The sequence below is a fragment of the Peribacillus sp. NJ11 genome (genome assembly GCF_030348405.1).
Classification (GTDB): Bacteria; Bacillota; Bacilli; order Bacillales; family DSM-1321; genus Peribacillus.
The window spans coordinates 1292561-1310767 of record NZ_JAUCFO010000001.1 but is presented as its reverse complement, the minus strand read 5'-3'; the positions used below and the strand labels follow the sequence as shown (position 1 = coordinate 1310767).

Sequence of the window (18207 nt, the reverse complement as noted above, 5' to 3'; positions counted from 1 at the left end):
TGAAACACTACAAGATAAGAGAGGAAGGGGGGAATGAGAGATGCCATATGTAACAGTCAAAATGCTTGAAGGCCGTACAGACGAACAAAAGAAAGCTTTAGTTGAAAAGGTGACTGCAGCCGTTACGGAAACAACTGGAGCACCAGCTGAAGCCGTGACGATTTTCATTGAAGAAATGTCAAAAAATCACTTGGCAGTAGCCGGTGTCCGTAAAAGCGATCAATGAGCTTTACATAATGAGGAAAAGCTAAGCCATCAATTTGGCTTAGCTTTTGTTTTTAACTGCTCAATATATTCATATGCCTCATCAATTTCTTCAAGCGTATATTTTTGTTTGCTTTTCAGCGTGAAAATTTTCTCGGTGACTTCTTCTTTTTCAAGCGTGTCAAAGTATAACACCGTTGAAACAAGCTCCAAAAACCGGGCATTCTGTTCGTTCATATCCAGTAAGCATGCCTCAAGAGCAGGCATCTCCACTTCCTGGATGGATAGGAAATCCTGGCCGGCGTCCGTAATTGAATAACAATATTGATAATACCCTGCTTTTTTTTCCCTTACTTCATTCAAGTAACCCATTTCGCAGAGCTCTTCAATCCGTAAGGTCAACTCCTCCGAATATGGTCCGTAAAAGTGAAACTGAAACTTTTCATGAAATGGGAAGGACAGCTTCTTCGCGATATAAACGATTTTTTGTAATTTTTTCCGACCCGAGATTTCACCGGCAGTAGAAATTGCATTGATAATGTTTGCATGATCCTTAAACAAGGCTCGTCACTCCTCACCAAAAATGTACCACTTTAATCCGATAGCTCCAAAAGCTTACGAATCTGTTTTTTTATATTTTTCTTCGTAGATTCATCACGCAATAAATCTGCTGGATAATACAACTTATGATCCGTTCTTCTTTTCCCTGAAATTGCATCGACAATTTCGGATTCACGCGATAATTCCCGAATTTCGCCATTATTTTTCAGCAAGTGAATCGGCAGTCTCTCCTCTTCCTCACCTGGCCGGTAAAAATCATACGGCAGATCTGATGAAGAATCGACGACGAGATAATAATCCGGATCGATGCCCGCCTTCTTGAATAAAGTCCTTAATTCCATCAATCTGTTCATTTGACTGTTCGATGGATGGAATTCCACATATTTAAATAGTTTACGGTTAACGAAGCGAGTGCATAAATCTTTTAAAATCGCATCATTTTCCTCTTCCCATGCTTCGAAATAATAGAGCATCACCGCTTCATCCATTTTCAAATAGTCCGTTAAAGTCACTTCTCCCTTGAACAATGAATAAAAATGGTGCGGTTCTTGAGCAAACTCATAACCGGATTCATATAAATGTTTCGCCCTATGTAGAATCTTGGTAAGTATGACCTCCGCACTTCTCGTAACTGGATGGAAATAAACCTGCCAATACATTTGGTAGCGACTCATGATATAATCCTCAACCGCATGCATCCCGCTTTGTTTTATGACGGCATGTTCTTCCCTGGGCCTCATTACACGCAAAAGCCTTTCCATATCGAAATGTCCATAACTCACTCCAGTGAAGTAAGCATCACGCTGTAAATAGTCCATTCTATCAGCATCGATCTGACTTGAAATCAGGCTGACTACTAATTTGCCTTTATAGGTTTTCGCTATGACTTCTGCCACTTTTTTCGGGAAATCACGCCCTACTCGAAGGAGGATCTTATTCACTTCCGTATCGCCGACGATTATCTGCTGCGTGAATTGCTCATGATCCAGGTCAAACACCTTTTCAAAAGAATGAGAGAAAGGACCATGACCCAAATCATGCAGAAGGGCTGCACATAGGGATAGTAACCGTTCCTCAGGTTTCCACTCCGGTCTGCCCTCGAAAACATCATCGACGATTCTCCGAACTATCTCATATACTCCAAGCGAATGGCTAAGCCGACTATGTTCCGCACCATGAAAGGTTAAATAAGTCGTTCCCAGCTGTTTGATCCTTCGAAGACGCTGGAATTCCTTCGTCCCTATTAAATCCCATATAACCCGGTCACGAACATGTATATATCGGTGCACCGGGTCCTTGAATACTTTTTCTTCTTGTAATTTTTCGCCGGAATATTCCATGAACTACCCTCTTTTTCATAATCTCGATGCACTCATTATAGCGTGTTTTGACAAAAAACCCTAACTTTCCCCTTTCTAGTAAGAGGGGTCATTTTGTAAGAAAACGGAAGTTCCCGTCGGTTTAGTCTCGAAAATAAGGAAATAAAAAATCACCGCAGTTTGTCGAATCTGGGTGATGAACAGCATGTTCCATTTATCAAAAGCAAACAATCCACTCCAACTATATCTCATGGATCCTACTTTAGTTTTTTATTGATTTTATCTAGTAACTCGTCTTCTGTCGGTGCAGCAACTGGACGGTTATTGACGAAGGCAAATGACTTCTTTCTGCCAGGACCGCAATAGGATTGACAGCCCACTTCAATTTTCGCGTCGGGATCAAGCTTTTCAAGACGGGGGATCAATGTTTTGATGTTTACCGCCAAGCAGTCATCGCACACTCTGAATTCATTGGACATCCTCCGGTCACCATCCTTTCCATGACAAACTATTTTTCTTTCCATTTATATGACTAAAAGGTATTTTACCGTTTCTACTTATGAATATCAAGAGGGCTGGATGATGTGAAAAGGAAAGGGCTGCCGCTAGCAAATGATGTAATTAATCAAAAAACTAGTATCCTTTCAACCTTTTTGTATAAAAAATCCAAATTTTGTCCAAAATGCTAGTAGAACACTCCATAAATCACTGCCACACGATATTTTATATAGTTATTTATTTTAAAAGTTACCAGAAAGGGAGTATGTAGAAATGAAGGTTCGTCAAGACGCCTGGACAGAAGAAGATGATTTGCTTTTGGCAGAAACAGTATTGCGCCATGTGCGGGAAGGCAGCACTCAGCTAAATGCATTTGAAGAGGTAGGAGATAAGTTGAATCGCACCTCTGCCGCATGCGGATTCCGCTGGAATGCAGTTGTCCGCCATAATTATGATAAAGCGCTATCCCTTGCCAAGAAACAGCGTAAGCAACGGCAAAGGATTCTTGGAAAAGATCAAGGAGGGAAAAAACGGCTTCTTTATACACCGCCGTCCCCAACGATTTCGGACATAATGGTTTCTCAAGTACAAGAAGAGGAACTAGAGTTGCAATCCGAAGTCGATACCACCAATTATGAAGCAGCAGAAGAATTCGTTGTGGCTGAAGCTCTCGCTCCTAAACCACAGCACACTCCAGTAACTTTGGAAAAAGCCATGAACCTTGATACCGTCATCGCGTATTTGGAATCTATGAATGGCCGTATGCTTCAAGCCGAAGTATTAAAAACCGAAAATGAAAGATTGAAGCTCGAAATTAAAGGACTGAAAAAGCGAAACGAAGATTTGGAGAATAAAATCAGCCACTTAGAACAAAACAGCGGCTTGATGCAGGAAGATTATGAAACTTTGATGAATATCATGAACCGAGCAAGAAAGCTGGTCTTGTTAGAAGAAGAGGAACGTCCGGCAACTAAGTTCAAGATGGACCGGAATGGAAATTTGGAAAAAATGGCTGAGTAATTTGATAATGTGGGGGTCAGTTACATAGATCAACCACATGCTAAAGGCCATTCACCCATGTTTATCCGAAAAAGGGAGCCAACAAGGCTCTTTTTTTCATGGCCAAGAAATAAGGATAAAATCGTCCAAGGACGTTCGGTACACCTCTGCTGCCTATCATACAGTCCCTTTTACAGTTTCAGTGAATGCTAAAGTCGTATTACATCCAAAAGGCCGTCCCTGACACAGGAACAGCCTTTTGCATATCAATCCTTTATTGAATCGAATACTTTATCATTGCGTTCCACCACTCTTGTCAAGTATGCCTCATATAACGGCCATTCCTGAACAGAAAGAGTGTCAGAGAATATCCTTCCGCTATGTTCCTTCAAGACATGAAGGAATCTGAGCATCACATCCTGAACACTCAATTGCACGCCCAACAATTCTGTAAGGGATGCCATTACCGAAGGGACGATATCAGGATAAACGAATTTGGTTTCTGCATTTCCTTTAGCTGCATCATAAAAACCCTTAACGAGACTGGCACGTTCAGCCCCGCTTCCATTGACACACAAATAGATTTGCACCGCTACGCCATTACGAATCCTGCGTTGGGATATACCCGCAAACTTCTGCCCATTTATACTTAAATCATAACTTCCAGGACAATAGGAACCGACGATTTCCCTTGCCTCCATCGTGACTGGGAAATCGGAAAACATCAATTGGACAAGCTCCCACATCGCATCATATCCACGATTGATTTCAATTTTTCGCTCATTTTCAGGAAAAATGAGCGAAAAATTCAGGACCCCCTCATCCAGCACGACTGCCAGCCCTCCGGAATTCCTTACAATGGCCTGATGATCATGTTCTTTTAAATGATCCAAGCCCTTTTTAAGAAAGGGCAACTTCGTATCCTGTATACCCAGGACGATGGTTCGATGGTGTACCCACGCTCTTGCTACGGCTGCTGATTGACCTGACCCTACGGAAGCGCAGAATGTATCATCCATCGCAAAGGACTCTAGAGCAGGAAACTGAGGTCCAACGGAGGATTGATCAATAACCCGCCACTCTTGCTGCATTAATAATGAATCTGTTTCACTCATACGAATCTCCCTCTACTTTTTATCCTCAAGCGGCCTATTGATACTGCGCCACAATCCCCTGTGCCGCTGTAATGACTGCCAGCTTATATACATCCTCTTCACTGCATCCCCTCGAAAGGTCATTTACAGGACGGTTCAGCCCCTGAAGGATCGGACCGACCGCTTCGAAGCCACCCAAGCGCTGTACCATCTTGTAGCTAATGTTCCCCGCTTCGAGACTTGGGAAAATAAAGACATTCGCATCCCCTTGAATAAGGGAATCCGGTGCTTTTTTTCTTGCTACCGAAGGAACAAAAGCCGCGTCAAACTGAAATTCCCCATCCAATATGATTTCAGGATCCATTTCTTTTGCCAATTCGACGGCATCGACTACTTTTAGCGTCTCGGGGGATTTTGCCGACCCCTTCGTAGAAAAGCTCAGCATAGCCACACGCGGTTCGATATCGAACATTAGTGCAGTCTTCGCACTTTCGATTGCGATTTCGGCCAGGTCCTGGGAATCAGGGTTTATATTTATCGCACAATCCGCGAAGACATATTTTTCTTCTTCCCGGACCATGATGAATACACCCGATGTTTTTTGGACGCCTGGCTTTGTCTTGATGATCCTTAGGGCGGGACGAACCGTATCGGCAGTCGAATGCGTTGCACCACTCACCATTCCATGTGCCAGTTTCATATGGACGAGCATGGTTCCAAAATAGTTCTCATCCTTTAAGATTTCACGTGCTTGTACATCAGTCTCTCTACCTTCACGGACCTTCACAAACGCTTCAACCATTTCATCCATCATGATATAATTCTTCGGATCATATATTTCGATTGCATCAAGGGAGATTTTCAAATCCTTTGCCTTCTCTTGAATCAACCCGATATCCCCGACCAATACAGGTGTCACCAGTTTAGCTTTGGCAAGCCTGCCTGCCGCTCCCAAAATCCGTTCATCCAACCCTTCTGGAAAAACGATCTTTAAATTATGCCCCATAACTTTCGATTCCAATATTTCAAATAAATCACTCACTGGCTCTTCCTCCTTTTTTAGATACGTTTCCCCTGTTTTTCCTATATTTAACCATTCGGCAAGAATTCCATAGTCGTCTTCTTTTAAGAATACTCTAGCAGCTAGGTAAATTCCAGCCACTTTGGTCACCAACCATTCCGTAAATTTGAAATTTGTTTGAACACCGAAAAACAGTGATGGTGTTTGCGGGTTGATATAAATTTCCTTATACTGAAACTATGATATATTAAAGTTATAATAAGACTTAGGAGTGATCGTAATGAGTGAAGCAGCACAAACACTGGATGGCTGGTATTGTTTACATGACTTCCGTCTGATCGACTGGGCTTCTTGGAAAACGTTATCAAGTGACGAACGCCAATTGGCCATCTCAGAATTCCAAGGTTTACTGGATAAATGGAATATGACACAAAGCGACAATGAAGGCAGCCATGCCCTATATTCCATCGTTGGTCAAAAAGCGGACTTCATGCTAATGTTTGCCCGCCCAACCATGGAAGAATTGAATGTAATTGAAAACGAATTCAACAAAACGAAGCTTGCCGAGTATACAATTCCCGCTTATTCATACGTTTCCGTCGTGGAATTAAGCAATTACTTGGCAGGTGGAGATGGTGAGGACCCTTATCAGAACCCTCATGTTCGTTCTAGACTTTATCCGATACTTCCAAAAGCGAAACATGTATGCTTCTATCCAATGGACAAGCGTCGTGATGGAGATGATAACTGGTATATGCTTTCCATGGAAGAACGCAAAGGCTTAATGCGTTCCCACGGCTTGATTGGCCGCAGTTATGCCGGTAAAGTAAAACAAATCATTTCCGGTTCTGTCGGTTTTGACGATTATGAATGGGGCGTTACACTATTCGCGGATGATGTCCTTCAATTTAAAAAATTGATCTATGAAATGCGTTTTGATGAAGTGAGTGCACGTTACGCTGCATTTGGTTCTTTCTTTGTAGGCAATATCCTGCCGGAAGAAAACGTAACTTCTTTCTTATACGTATAAGACGATTAGCTTCCGGTTTCCGGAAGCTTTTTCTTTTCGCGTCCCCTCCTTTTTATTTTTCCCCTTCTGTGGAATAAAACCAATGCACATCCCATACATTTTCAATAGTGATGAATTTATTTTTTCACAGTCCCATTCAGCCTCAGGAAAATTAACAAGGCAATTCCTGACTTCAGCGAGGTGAAGGAATGTTACATCCATTCATTAGCCGAAAAGATGGTACGACTTAAATCATGAACGGCAACCGTTACGTATCGCTCAAATTCATTGTGGTTTTTTAAGCCACCCGGGGATTTTCCAGAACTACCGGTCGCTATAAATCGCACTGTTTATACCAGGCCACACTCTCGGATTGTCCAAATTCCACAAAATCAAATAAACCTTTTAGGAGGGAATGCAATGTCACAAAATAATCCTTATGGTAATTACCCGTACGGAGGAAGCCCCTATTACCCCTATGATAATAATGAGTCTGATCCGCGGCAGCAGACTCCTTACCAGCAACAGGGTTATCCGCAGCAAGCATACCAACAGCCACAAATGCCCACTACTGGAGGCACGCAACAACAAGTGCCCATGACGATGAATGGAGGCACGCAACAACAAGTGCCCATGGCGATGACTGGAGGCCCTTCCGGACCACAGATACCTGGCATGCTACCGGTCGAAGCGTCGTACATCGAGAACATATTGCGTTTGAATAAAGGGAAATTAGCCACTGTTTATACCACGTTTGAAAACAACACGGAATGGAATGCAATGATCTTCAAAGGAATCATCGAGGCTGCAGGACGCGATCATTTGATCATAAGCGACCCTCAAACGGGAAAACGATACTTAATTCCGATGGTATACTTAGATTATGTAACGTTTGATGAGGAAATCGAATATGACTATCCATTTGGAGGCGCTGGGCTTGCCACCTATCCGCCAAGGTGAAGAAACTTCCATAAAGAAGAGCCTCAGAATCTATTTGATTTTGAGGCTCTTCTTTATGGGGGATGACTTTTCTAATTAAGCTGACCTAAGAAGATCAGCTGTCTTCATTACAAGTATTTATATGCAGCAATGATCATTAGGACCCAAGCAACCAAGAATGAGACTCCGCCAAGCGGTGTGATTGCTCCCAGGACCTTGATTTGCGTAACGCTAAGAACGAATAGACTACCGGAAAACAGGATGATTCCTATTAGCATTAGCCAGCCGGACCAGTTGATTAGCGGACTTGAAATCTTCCCAGCCAATAAACCAAGCACTAATAAACCCACCGCATGGAACATTTGATATTGAACAGCGGTTTGCCATGTTTCTAAATATTTATCAGGAATTTTCCCTTCCAGTCCGTGTGCACCGAATGCACCTAGTGCTACAGCAATAAACCCATTCAATGCACCTAAAATGATGAACAGTTTCACTATGATTTCGCTCCCCTACTCTAATTTAAAAATCGAACAAGGACTCCCCATTTGCTTCTTCCATTTTAACCGGTTCTACATTCGATGTAGCCGACATAACGGGCTGGCTCAATGTGATTGGCTTCGGAATGCTGATGTTCCCAGCCTTTTCATCAACCATTACTTCACATAAGGATTTAATGGCAATTACATACCCCTGCACCTTATCCTCTGAATTTACCTGTTTCGCTTTCAAAACAAGCTCTTCGATTTTATCTAACATTTGTCTTGATGAAATATCCACCTTTACCACCTCGTCTATATACAGGTCAAAACTTTCATAACTAGCATAGCAAAAATCAGAGAAGAAAACACCTTGCATATTCCCTACTTTTTAATTTGCTTGGATTGAAATTTCAAGCATGGCTGTCCTGAAGAACGAAAGACATCAAGAGAGGACAGATTTGATGTTTTGAATTGAAAAGCACGGCGGCCCTTTTGAAACCTGGGATCCCAAGTTATATAGAAATGACAGCACGCCATACAATTCACCCGTTCCTTTTTCTTGCCCATATCATCGCTTCGAGATTTTCCAATCAATTGGGGATTCCCCCATTTCCATCAGCAACTGGTTTGTTTTGGAAAAAGGTTTGCTGCCAAAGAAACCACGGGAGGCAGACAGCGGACTAGGATGGACGGACTTAATGATTCTATGACGGGTTTCATCAATCAAAGGGATTTTGGATTGAGCAGGTTTCCCCCACAGGGTGAATACAACCGGTTTCGGACGTTCATTCAATAGGCGAATAACTTGATTCGTAAAGTTTTCCCATCCTTTTACTCGGTGTGAATGAGCCTCTCCCTCGCGGACAGTCAAGACTGTGTTCAATAGAAGCACCCCCTGTTCCGCCCATTCAACAAGGTAACCATTATCAGGAACCTCATAGCCTAGATCAGTGTGTAACTCTTTAAAGATATTTCTTAAAGAAGGCGGGATGCGAACCCCCGGCTTAACTGAAAAACTAAGGCCATGCGCTTGATCCGGGCCATGATAAGGGTCCTGTCCAAGGATGACAACCTTTACGTCTTCATAAGAGGTAAAGTGAAGCGCATTGAAGATATCATCTTGATCCGGGTGAATGACTTGCTGACTGTACTCCTGCTTTATAAATTCCCTTAGCTCCTGGTAATATGTTTTTTTGAATTCCTCTTCCAATAGAGGCCACCAATCATTTGTTAATAACTGCTTTTCCATGTGCCACAGCCCCTTTCAACCTTTTGAAACTATATTATATCAAACTAATCGCCTTACCTTTTTCCATAGATTAAGATTTATGTTTCTATATACCCCTATGTGGGAAAATAGATAGTTAGCAAGCAATTTATCCATGTTGGAGGATTCCCTATGAAAAAATGGTATAAAAGAAAACGATTTTATCTGCTTGTCTGCATTTTGATCGTCATTACGGCCGTAATCGTCTATAACAGCTACAAGCCTCTCCCTGATGGCACTTCTTATGAAGGGAAGGTTCATCATGTCGAGGATATTGATTTTATCTATGACCTTTCCTATCACGATGAACAAGGGAATCTGCAACATGAGCAGCGAATTTTCCAAACCATAAATCAAGCTATAGAAGACGCTGATTCTTTTATCGTAATCGATATGTTTTTGTTTAATGCTTTTTATGATGAAAAGATAAACTTCCCGAAGTTAACCGAGAATCTGAAGGATAAACTGGTTGAACAGAAGAAAAAGAAACCTGACCTCCAGGTTATCTTCATTACTGATGAAGTGAATACTTCCTATAATGCCTACCAGTTAGAGGCATTGGAAACGATGAAGAAAAATGGCATTGATGTCATCGTTACCAACTTAGACCGGCTTCGGGATCCGAATCCTCTCTATTCAGGTGTGTATCGGACCTTTTTCCAATGGTTCGGTGAAAGCGGGAAAGGATGGATTGTGAATCCAATGGCTAAAAGCGCACCAAAGGTCACCTTTCGTTCTTATCTTAGACTGATGAATATTAAGGCCAATCATAGAAAAGTGGTCGCTACCGAAAAAACGGCCATCATCTCTTCTGCCAATCCTCATGACGCAAGTGGATTCCATTCCAATATTGCGTTTCAGATGGATGGGAATATCATCGGCGACTTTGTTAAAGCCGAAGAAGCAGCTTCGAAATTCTCGGGAGGTCCAAAGTCATTTCCTGAGTTCAAAGGGGCATCAGCAGATAAAGGACCGATATCGGTACAATTGCTAACGGAAGGGAAAATCAATAAACATGTCCTTAAAGTAATAAAGGATGCAGAAAAAGGCGACAAAATCCATCTTGCCATGTTCTACATTGCCGATCGTGATGTTGTCGAAGCATTAACCGATGCGGCTAAACGTGGTGTAAAGATCCAAATGATATTGGATCCGAATCAAAATGCTTTCGGAAGTGAGAAAATCGGGCTTCCTAATCTTCCAGTTGCCGCTGAATTCGAAAAACTTGGGGATGAAAATATCTCGATCCGCTGGTACAAAACAGATAAAGAACAGTTCCATACAAAGTTGATGATGATCCAAAAGGCTAATGAAACGATTATTCTTGGAGGATCGGCTAATTATACATCACGTAATCTAGATGACTATAACCTTGAAGCCAATGTTGAAATCCATGCTCCAAATGATGCGGACGTTTCTAATGATGTCGATAGCTATTTTCAAAGACTATGGACAAATCAAAATGGAACATACACCGTTGATTACAGTGAATATCAGAAGAAACTGCCTGTCTTCAAATACTTGACCTACCGCATACAGAAGGTGTTCCGCTTCACCACTTACTGAATAAATTCGGTATACATGTTTATCAGTAACCAAATAAGGTTATATACTACTATAACCAATCAAGAACTGTAATAAGCAAGATTCCATTTACCTATATCGAAGAGAATCTAACACTGAAATTCAAGGAGGAGTTTATATGTATCAAGTACATGTAGTAGAAAACGGTTTACAAGCAAAGGAAAAAATCGATGAACTAGTCACATCAGGTTATACGAAGGACGATGTATATTTGTTTACCCATGATAAAACCCGTTCAAAACACCTTACCGAGAATACAAATACAGAAGATGTAGGCATGAAGGAACAAGGTTTCCTTGATTCCGTTGGAAATCTATTTAAATCACGCGGAGATGAACTTCGTAATCGAATGAGCAACCTTGGCCTTAGTGATATGGAGGCAGAACGTTACGAGGAAGTGCTTGACGAAGGAAAAGTCGTCATCGTTGCTTCCAAATAAGAAAAAAGCGGGGTTACACACTAATACCCGATAACCATTACCCTATATGGATTCATAAAAAACGAGGCTCCATAACCGGCAGCCTCGTTTTTTATATTCATTAACCCAGAATTCTTTGGTACGTGGCCTTTGCATGGACCATGTCCTTCGTGCCGTGAATCAACGCCCGGCCATCCTTGAAAATGACAATACGTTCCCCGGCTTTTTCACAAGAGAGTAGAAATGGATTGAATTTTACCAAATAGCCGCTGCCATTCAATTCCTTGGCTAATTTATCGAGTTGCAGTTTCAAAGGTTTTGGCGGTCTTACCTGTACAGTATCCCTTCCGCAAAGAACCGCAGTTTTCGTTGCGTTTTCCATAGTTAAAAAGGGATATGTCCTCTGATCTCCGCAAGAGAGACAATCTTTCTTTTTAGCTTTTGTTAATCGAACGGTTTGGTATTGATTCCTCCACAGATCAAAAGTAACAAGTGCAGGTCGAACCGATTGCCAGTCTTCAACAAGGATTTTCAAAGCTTCGGCAGTTTGGTGTGCCACTACCATCGTTACAGCTGGCGATATGATTCCTCCTGTGTCACAGGTCATTCCTTGAATGGGGATAGATTTAAGTAAACAGTGCAAACATGGCGTCTGTCCGGGAAGAATGGTCAAAGTCATGCCCACACTCCCCACACATGCCCCATAAATCCAAGGTATTTGAAGCTTTTGTGACAAATCATTTATAATCATCCGTGTCTCAAAATTATCGGTCGCATCCAATATCAAATCAACATCACCAAGCAGCTGTTCAAGGTTCTGGGCGGTTGCATCCATGATGATGGCATTCACTTCAACTTCATGATTGATTTCAAATAAATGACGCTTTGCCGCTTCTGCTTTTGGCAGATTCTCCTCGACATCCCGTTCTGTATACATTTGTTGGCGCTGTAAATTACTAGTCTCCACATAATCCCTGTCGACAATCGTAAGCTTCCCTACTCCCGCACGAGTAAGGGCCTCGGCGTTAGCAGATCCCAATGCCCCTGCCCCTAGAAGTAAGACATGCTTCTTCAAAATTTTCAATTGGCCGCCTTCACCAATGGGGGCGAATAAAGTCTGTCTTGAATACCGCTCTTTCACTGTAAACCCTCCCCTCCAATTCGATCCGATTCTCTCAGCCTCCGCTGACAGGTGGAATGAAAGCTACTGTATCTCCATCAGATAGAACCGTGTCATCGTCGGCAAATTCTTCATTGACCGCTGTCATCACGGATTCAAGACCTTCCAATTGAAATTCCACCCTCATCTTTCCTTTTAGCTGGGCCACACTCATTCCATTTCCTTCTATAGAAAGAGCCTCCTTGCCTAACGCATCTTTCAATTGGGCAAATAAAAGTACATTAATCATTGATATCCACCTCTTCCGGTTTTCCTTTTGGATATGAAACGGTTTCCAACTGGTTTCCGACCCATGTCTCCCCATCCTCCCAATGTTCTTTTTTCCAAATCGGGACGATTTCTTTAATTCTTTCAATTGCATACCTGTTTGCCTCATATGCATCATTTCGATGTGGCGTACTAACGGCAATTACGACTGCGATATCCGTGATTTCAAGTTTACCTACACGATGGGTGATCGCCGTTTCTGCATCAGGCCAACGCTCCTTGATCTCAGATCCGATTTGCTCTAATTTCTTGATGGCCATCGGTTCATATGCTTCGTAAATTAAGAAGAGGGTCTTTTTTCCTTTCGTCATTTCCCTCACTGTACCAATAAAGGTCGTGACGGCACCTGCATTCCTCTCTACTACTTTATCAATCACTTCCTGGATGACAATCGGCTCTTTTGAAATTTTATAATTCATGTCTACCATCCTTTATATATAATTCGGTTTGGCTAATATAACCTGCCTCTTGATAATCTTCCCTCGTATTCATATTGAAAAAAAGGTATTGAAAATGTTCAGGATTTTCATGATATATCTTAAAGTCGCTTTCCTTCATGATTTTCACCGAAATCTTTTCCAAAAACAGACTCATTTTTAATTCGTTTTTCAATAAACATTCTGTCAGTACAGGAAGACATCTTTTATGATAAACAGCAAAAAGCGGCTGAATCCTGCCATTTATCTCCGGAATGACAGCATCGAATTCAGGTTCATAATAGGATATGATATCATTTATGGCAGCTGCACTCACAAACGGCATATCACAGGCTGTAAGGAATTGGAGCTCCGTTTTCGAGGAGGCCATCCCTGCATGCAATCCCCCAAGTGGTCCTTGATCTTTATGTAAATCCGGTATTAACGGAAGTTGCAGAAAACGATAATCTTCAAATGTATTCGTAATGACCAGAATGTTTTCTGATACCTTATTCAATACGGATGCCACTCTTGAAATGTTCACAACGCCACCTATGGTCAACAGGGCCTTATTCACTCCCATACGGCTTGATTTCCCACCAGCTAACAGCAACATTGTCCACTCCATACGAATCACCCTCCCTTTTTGGGGTTTAATCTAGCATCCAACGGTAAAGCTATAATAAATAAGTCCACTATATTTAAATATTTTAAATCAATTTTCAAAATAATGACACTTTCACAAACTTTGCTTAGTATATCAAAAGATGGAAAATAGGATTCAAAGCTTAAAAGCAGGCGGCACATCTATCCAATTTCCTGAAATCCATGTATTATTTCAATTTTAAAAATGGCTTATGCGAGGCCATTCCATCTCCTTCTTATTGGCACTCATTTTAGGGTGAAAACTAAGTTTTACATAAAAGAAATTTTGGTATATTCTAAAAATAGCATATTATCTGGTATGCTGATAATATCGAAATCCAATTCTCCTGAGGAGGTCACATAATGACTATGAAAAGAGCTATGACAGTTGCCGGATCGGATTCGAGCGGCGGCGCGGGTCTTCAAGCAGATTTAAAGACATTTCAAGAATTCGGCGTTTACGGTATGTCCGCCTTAACGACAATCGTTACGATGGATCCCAAGAACGGCTGGTCACATAATGTATTCCCTACACCGGTCGAGGTTTTGGAAGCCCAAATCGAAACGATTCTATCAATCGGCATTGATGCCATGAAAACGGGAATGCTTGGATCAGTGGAGATCATTGAACTTGTTGCCCGTAAAATAGACGAGTTGAAACTGGACAAAGTCGTAATCGATCCAGTTATGGTATGTAAAGGTGAAGATGAAGTATTGCACCCTGAAACGGCTGTAGCCCTGCGTGAACTACTTGTTCCACGTGCAACTGTAGTTACGCCTAACCTGTTCGAGGCTGCTCAGTTAGCAGGAACAGCGCCTATCAAAACGATAGATGATATGAAGGGTGCAGCCGAAAAGATTCATGCACTTGGTGCAAAATATGTCTTGATCAAAGGCGGTAATAAACTGGATTATGACAAAGCCATCGACCTTTTATATGATGGAAAAGAATTTGAGATCCTTGAATCCGAGAAAATCGAAACAACCAATACACACGGTGCCGGCTGTTCATCGTCAGCAGCCATTGCAGCTCAATTGGCTGAAGGGAAAAGTCCGCGTGAGGCTGTCCTCATTTCAAAAGACTTCATTACCGAGGCGGTTCGCCATTCTTGGAAGATGAATGACTATGTTGGACCTGTCAATCATGGTGCATACCATAAATATGGAAATGCTGAAAACACAAAATAATAGACCAAAGTTTAATGGCTGCTCAAATTCATCGAGCGGCCTTTTTCGCTTTTTTTGTTTTTATTTAGTAAAATGGAAAGAAGGAAAAGCTTATCTAGCCGCCCAGTTAAGGAGGAAATTATAGAATGAAACCTATAGACCGTACAGAGGTGCAAAATGCTATTGATTCTTTCGCCCGACAAGATGTATATCTTCACCTTGAAACGACAAATGGCGCCTATGCCACTCATGTAGATGAAGCTTTCTTTTCGGCAGGTGCTTATATTCGTAATGCTTTTATCCAGTATGAACATGGGAAGATAGTTGGGGATGGACCCTACCGCATCGGCTTGAAGCTCAATATTGGCTGGGTATATGCTGAAGGCGTCAACCACTTCGAAATGGATGAACAAGGGAGATTGCTGTTGGCAGGCCTTGATTTTTCCGGAAAACTTGCTGTCTCCATGCAGCTCAGCCCTACTCCCTTTGAATGATCACGACTAGCTTGATATGTATAATATAATTCCGATGAAAACTCCCATTCACCGATAACCATACTTACTGTAAGTAGAACGGAAGGAGAAATATACCTTGGAAAAAGAACGTCATGTATTAGTTATATTCCCACATCCCGATGATGAAGCCTTTTCGGTCTCCGGAACGCTGGCACTCCATAGAGAAGCTGGCACTCCTGTCACCTATTTATGTTTAACTTTAGGAGAAATGGGACGTAATTTAGGCAATCCTCCATTTGCAACAAGGGAATCGCTCCCTAAAATTCGCAAAAAAGAATTAATCGATGCAGCAAATGCGATGGGCATCCAAGATTTGCGCATGCTTGGATTGCGTGATAAGACAATTGAATTCGAAGATGATGAAAAGCTGACTTCATTATTTACCGAAGCCATCAATGAATTGAATCCTTCATTGATCATAACGTTTTATCCAGGATACAGTGTCCATCCAGACCATGAAGCGACAGCACGGGCTGTGGTTCGGGCCGTGGAAAGAATGGAAGAGAAAGAGAGACCTAAACTTCATTGTGTCGCGTTCTCCAATAACTGCATCGATGAGTTAGGGCAGCCTGACATCATCCATGATATCTCTGCCGTCGAAGAAAAAAAGGTAGCTACATTCACTGCCCACCGTTCGCAAACGCAGGCAATGGTGATCGATTGGAAAGAGAAATTCGAAAATCAGGATGCTGATTTTCTCGACTGGATCCGCAAAGAACGATTATGGACCTATAAATTTTAAAGAAACCGCCAATTAGGCGGTTTTTTTGTTTATGGCATAAAAAAAACGCCTGTGGATTACAGGCGGAGAAAAGGGGGATACTTTGGAAAATCAATCATAATATAAGCATCCCCATTTTTGATTATTTCATACATGCGCATATTCAAAAAATTAAGCAGACAAGCGTTCTTCCCGCTGCATTTTCATTCTTGCCGCGGCTTTTCTACCATGTGCGAAAAAGTAAATCCCTATAAGAGCGAATGCCAAGACCGACATTCCTATGAACAACCCTTTGAAGCCGGTAAATGGAATAAGGAATCCCAAAAGGAATGGGCCAACACCGATTCCAAAATCGTACATTGTATAAAACGTGGATGTGGCTAATCCCATCCGATTTGATGGTGCTTCCTTAATGGAAATCGCTTGACAGCTTGATTGGAACGTACCATATCCCACTCCGATAAAGGCACCGGCAATCAGAAGCGTAATACCATGATGGGATTGGCTGAGAATGACCATACCCACGGCAAATAGTAAGAGCGAAGGATAAATGACTGCATTCTCCCCCTTCACATCAAACATTCTTCCTGTAAACGGACGGGACGCCAAAAGGAATACAGCAAATACGACAAAGAAAAAACTTGCCGCATCCATTAAGTCCATTTCCTTTGCAAAAGATGTTAAATACGACAAAATGCTCGAATAGGTAAATCCGGCAAATCCGATAAAAATGGAAATGGGCAGAGCTTTTTTTTCAAAGTAATCACTAATTTTAAATCCTTTTTGTTGTGAAGCTCTGCCTTTTTCTCCTTCAGGAACATTCATGAATAGCGATGCCACTAAAGAAAACGCGGCAAATAAAGAGGCAGCATAGAAAATGATGGAATAACTAAAATGCTGTGTGATCAGCAATCCAATAAACGGACCGAACGCCATTGCCAAATTGGTACTCATGGCAAAGTAACCTGTCCCTTCCCCGCGTCTCTCATTCGGAATGATATCTGCAGCAATCGTTCCAGTTGCCGTAGTGGCAAGGCCAAAAGCAAAACCGTGAATAAGCCGATCGATCAATAAGAGGGATAAACTATTAACCAGGAAATAGCCAATGGATGCGATCAGGAATAGAATCAAGGATCCAAGCAACATTTTTCTGCGGCCGATCTTGTCAATTTTTTTCCCTGCAATCGGTCTGACAAGCACAGCCCCGAGGACAAAAATACTTGAGGCAAGTCCCGCTTGTGCTTGCGACGCATGAAAGTTATCAATCGTGTAAATGGTCAATGTCACCATCAAGACATAAAAAGTTAAAAATAGAAAAAAGTTCGCAGACGAGACAATCAGAAAGTCTTTCGTCCACAGTTTCGGTTTGTGATTCATTTCAATCCTTCTTCCTTACTATTGTTTTAATTTTTCCTTCAGGAAAATCAACGTTCGTAACGTTGCCTCTCGATCCTCTTCAGCCAAACCGCTCATTAATTGAAGTTCAAATTCTTCAACTACCTTTTTGGCCTCTTGATAAGTCCTTACACCTGACTCCGTTAACTGTATTCTCCGCTCCCGCTTATCTTTACCTGGGATTTGTTCAATCAAACCAAGTTCCTCCAACCGGTTTACCGTCCTCGTTACCGTCGGTTTCTCCACATCTAGATAAGTGCTTATTTCAACAAGCGTAGAACAGCCAAACTCATTCAGATAATATACAATCGACCATTGGGAATGAAAAAGATCAACCTTGGCCAATTGTTCATTTAATTTTTTAGTAAACGACCTTGAAAATTGTAAGTTATGATGAAAAAAACCATTATTAAAGGACAAAGGGATTCCTCCTGCAAATTAGTTACCTAGGTAACTATACACCTATTCATTAGAAATGTCTAGCCTTCGGATGAACGAAAATAATT

General features: G+C 41.8%; 23 protein-coding genes. 9 read left to right on the top strand and 14 right to left on the bottom strand.

Annotated features, from left to right (window positions below; translation table 11 throughout):
* Positions 1–40: 40 nt before the first annotated feature.
* Entirely contained in the window at positions 41–226 is a 186-nt protein-coding gene (locus QUF86_RS06460; RefSeq protein ID WP_061465772.1) for a 2-hydroxymuconate tautomerase, read from the top strand.
* Positions 227–255: 29 nt separating this feature from the next.
* On the opposite strand, the gene QUF86_RS06455 is transcribed toward QUF86_RS06460, so the two are convergent.
* The 3 genes from QUF86_RS06455 to QUF86_RS06445 all read right to left on the bottom strand — a co-directional run bounded on the left by QUF86_RS06455 (position 256) and on the right by QUF86_RS06445 (position 2563).
* On the bottom strand, positions 256–765 hold the full coding sequence (locus QUF86_RS06455) for a YwgA family protein (RefSeq protein ID WP_076368383.1): 510 nt from the start codon (positions 763–765) through the stop codon (positions 256–258).
* 32 nt (positions 766–797) lie between these two features.
* Positions 798–2105: an HD domain-containing protein gene (locus QUF86_RS06450; RefSeq protein ID WP_148358379.1), complete on the bottom strand. Its 1308-nt coding sequence runs from the start codon at positions 2103–2105 to the stop codon at positions 798–800.
* A gap of 236 nt (positions 2106–2341) precedes the next feature.
* On the bottom strand, positions 2342–2563 hold the full coding sequence (locus QUF86_RS06445; RefSeq protein ID WP_048683566.1) for a YuzB family protein: 222 nt from the start codon (positions 2561–2563) through the stop codon (positions 2342–2344).
* Positions 2564–2855: 292 nt separating this feature from the next.
* Between QUF86_RS06445 and QUF86_RS06440 the strand changes: the two genes are divergently transcribed.
* Entirely contained in the window at positions 2856–3602 is a 747-nt protein-coding gene (locus QUF86_RS06440) for an RsfA family transcriptional regulator (RefSeq protein WP_289314276.1), read from the top strand.
* A 245-nt stretch (positions 3603–3847) separates the two neighbouring features.
* Here the strand turns inward: QUF86_RS06440 and lipL are convergent, their stop codons facing one another.
* Both lipL and pta read right to left on the bottom strand, forming a co-directional pair.
* On the bottom strand, positions 3848–4696 hold the full coding sequence (gene lipL / locus QUF86_RS06435) for an octanoyl-[GcvH]:protein N-octanoyltransferase (protein WP_289333858.1): 849 nt from the start codon (positions 4694–4696) through the stop codon (positions 3848–3850).
* Positions 4697–4730: 34 nt separating this feature from the next.
* Positions 4731–5717 carry a phosphate acetyltransferase gene (pta, locus tag QUF86_RS06430; RefSeq protein WP_289336191.1) on the bottom strand — a complete coding sequence of 329 codons (987 nt, stop codon included), beginning with the start codon at positions 5715–5717 and terminating at the stop codon, positions 4731–4733.
* 259 nt (positions 5718–5976) lie between these two features.
* Here pta and hemQ point away from each other — a divergent pair, with 259 nt between their 5' ends.
* Together hemQ and gerQ are read left to right on the top strand one after the other, a co-directional pair.
* On the top strand, positions 5977–6726 hold the full coding sequence (gene hemQ / locus QUF86_RS06425) for a hydrogen peroxide-dependent heme synthase (RefSeq protein ID WP_289314274.1): 750 nt from the start codon (positions 5977–5979) through the stop codon (positions 6724–6726).
* 399 nt (positions 6727–7125) lie between these two features.
* On the top strand, positions 7126–7665 hold the full coding sequence (gerQ, locus tag QUF86_RS06420) for a spore coat protein GerQ (RefSeq protein ID WP_289333857.1): 540 nt from the start codon (positions 7126–7128) through the stop codon (positions 7663–7665).
* A gap of 107 nt (positions 7666–7772) precedes the next feature.
* Here the strand turns inward: gerQ and QUF86_RS06415 are convergent, their stop codons facing one another.
* The 3 genes from QUF86_RS06415 to QUF86_RS06405 all read right to left on the bottom strand — a co-directional run bounded on the left by QUF86_RS06415 (position 7773) and on the right by QUF86_RS06405 (position 9375).
* Positions 7773–8141: a DUF423 domain-containing protein gene (locus QUF86_RS06415; RefSeq protein WP_054398573.1), complete on the bottom strand. Its 369-nt coding sequence runs from the start codon at positions 8139–8141 to the stop codon at positions 7773–7775.
* A 25-nt stretch (positions 8142–8166) separates the two neighbouring features.
* Complete coding sequence (locus QUF86_RS06410) at positions 8167–8424, bottom strand: YwdI family protein (RefSeq protein ID WP_289314271.1); 258 nt, start codon at positions 8422–8424, stop codon at positions 8167–8169.
* A gap of 270 nt (positions 8425–8694) precedes the next feature.
* A complete protein-coding gene (locus QUF86_RS06405) occupies positions 8695–9375 on the bottom strand; it encodes a uracil-DNA glycosylase (protein ID WP_289333856.1) in 681 nt (226 codons plus the stop codon).
* A 150-nt stretch (positions 9376–9525) separates the two neighbouring features.
* Here QUF86_RS06405 and QUF86_RS06400 point away from each other — a divergent pair, with 150 nt between their 5' ends.
* Together QUF86_RS06400 and QUF86_RS06395 are read left to right on the top strand one after the other, a co-directional pair.
* Positions 9526–10959 carry a phospholipase D family protein gene (locus tag QUF86_RS06400; protein ID WP_289333855.1) on the top strand — a complete coding sequence of 478 codons (1434 nt, stop codon included), beginning with the start codon at positions 9526–9528 and terminating at the stop codon, positions 10957–10959.
* Between the two features lie 136 nt (positions 10960–11095).
* Complete coding sequence (locus QUF86_RS06395; protein WP_289333854.1) at positions 11096–11416, top strand: YflT domain-containing protein; 321 nt, start codon at positions 11096–11098, stop codon at positions 11414–11416.
* A 100-nt stretch (positions 11417–11516) separates the two neighbouring features.
* On the opposite strand, the gene QUF86_RS06390 is transcribed toward QUF86_RS06395, so the two are convergent.
* From QUF86_RS06390 to mobA, 4 genes are read right to left on the bottom strand one after another with little or no spacing between them, the layout of a single operon-like run.
* Positions 11517–12536 (bottom strand): MoeB/ThiF family adenylyltransferase, encoded by a 1020-nt coding sequence (locus tag QUF86_RS06390; RefSeq protein WP_289314267.1) that lies wholly within the window; start codon positions 12534–12536, stop codon positions 11517–11519.
* 34 nt (positions 12537–12570) lie between these two features.
* Positions 12571–12804: a molybdopterin converting factor subunit 1 gene (gene moaD / locus QUF86_RS06385; RefSeq protein ID WP_289333853.1), complete on the bottom strand. Its 234-nt coding sequence runs from the start codon at positions 12802–12804 to the stop codon at positions 12571–12573.
* Complete coding sequence (locus QUF86_RS06380) at positions 12797–13261, bottom strand: molybdenum cofactor biosynthesis protein MoaE (RefSeq protein ID WP_289314265.1); 465 nt, start codon at positions 13259–13261, stop codon at positions 12797–12799. The genes moaD and QUF86_RS06380 overlap by 8 nt, the downstream gene beginning before the upstream one ends.
* Positions 13251–13886 (bottom strand): molybdenum cofactor guanylyltransferase, encoded by a 636-nt coding sequence (gene mobA / locus QUF86_RS06375; protein ID WP_289333852.1) that lies wholly within the window; start codon positions 13884–13886, stop codon positions 13251–13253. The genes QUF86_RS06380 and mobA overlap by 11 nt, the downstream gene beginning before the upstream one ends.
* A 380-nt stretch (positions 13887–14266) precedes the next feature.
* Between mobA and pdxK the strand changes: the two genes are divergently transcribed.
* From pdxK to bshB2, 3 genes are all read left to right on the top strand, one after another.
* Positions 14267–15091: a pyridoxine/pyridoxal/pyridoxamine kinase gene (gene pdxK / locus QUF86_RS06370; protein WP_289314263.1), complete on the top strand. Its 825-nt coding sequence runs from the start codon at positions 14267–14269 to the stop codon at positions 15089–15091.
* Between the two features lie 125 nt (positions 15092–15216).
* On the top strand, positions 15217–15564 hold the full coding sequence (locus QUF86_RS06365; RefSeq protein WP_289314262.1) for a YojF family protein: 348 nt from the start codon (positions 15217–15219) through the stop codon (positions 15562–15564).
* 97 nt (positions 15565–15661) lie between these two features.
* Entirely contained in the window at positions 15662–16327 is a 666-nt protein-coding gene (bshB2, locus tag QUF86_RS06360) for a bacillithiol biosynthesis deacetylase BshB2 (RefSeq protein WP_289314261.1), read from the top strand.
* Positions 16328–16477: 150 nt separating this feature from the next.
* On the opposite strand, the gene QUF86_RS06355 is transcribed toward bshB2, so the two are convergent.
* Both QUF86_RS06355 and QUF86_RS06350 read right to left on the bottom strand, forming a co-directional pair.
* Positions 16478–17683, bottom strand: a complete 1206-nt coding sequence (locus QUF86_RS06355) for an MFS transporter (RefSeq protein ID WP_289333851.1) — start codon at positions 17681–17683, stop codon at positions 16478–16480.
* A gap of 18 nt (positions 17684–17701) precedes the next feature.
* On the bottom strand, positions 17702–18121 hold the full coding sequence (locus tag QUF86_RS06350) for a MarR family winged helix-turn-helix transcriptional regulator (protein ID WP_289314259.1): 420 nt from the start codon (positions 18119–18121) through the stop codon (positions 17702–17704).
* Positions 18122–18207 lie beyond the last annotated feature (86 nt).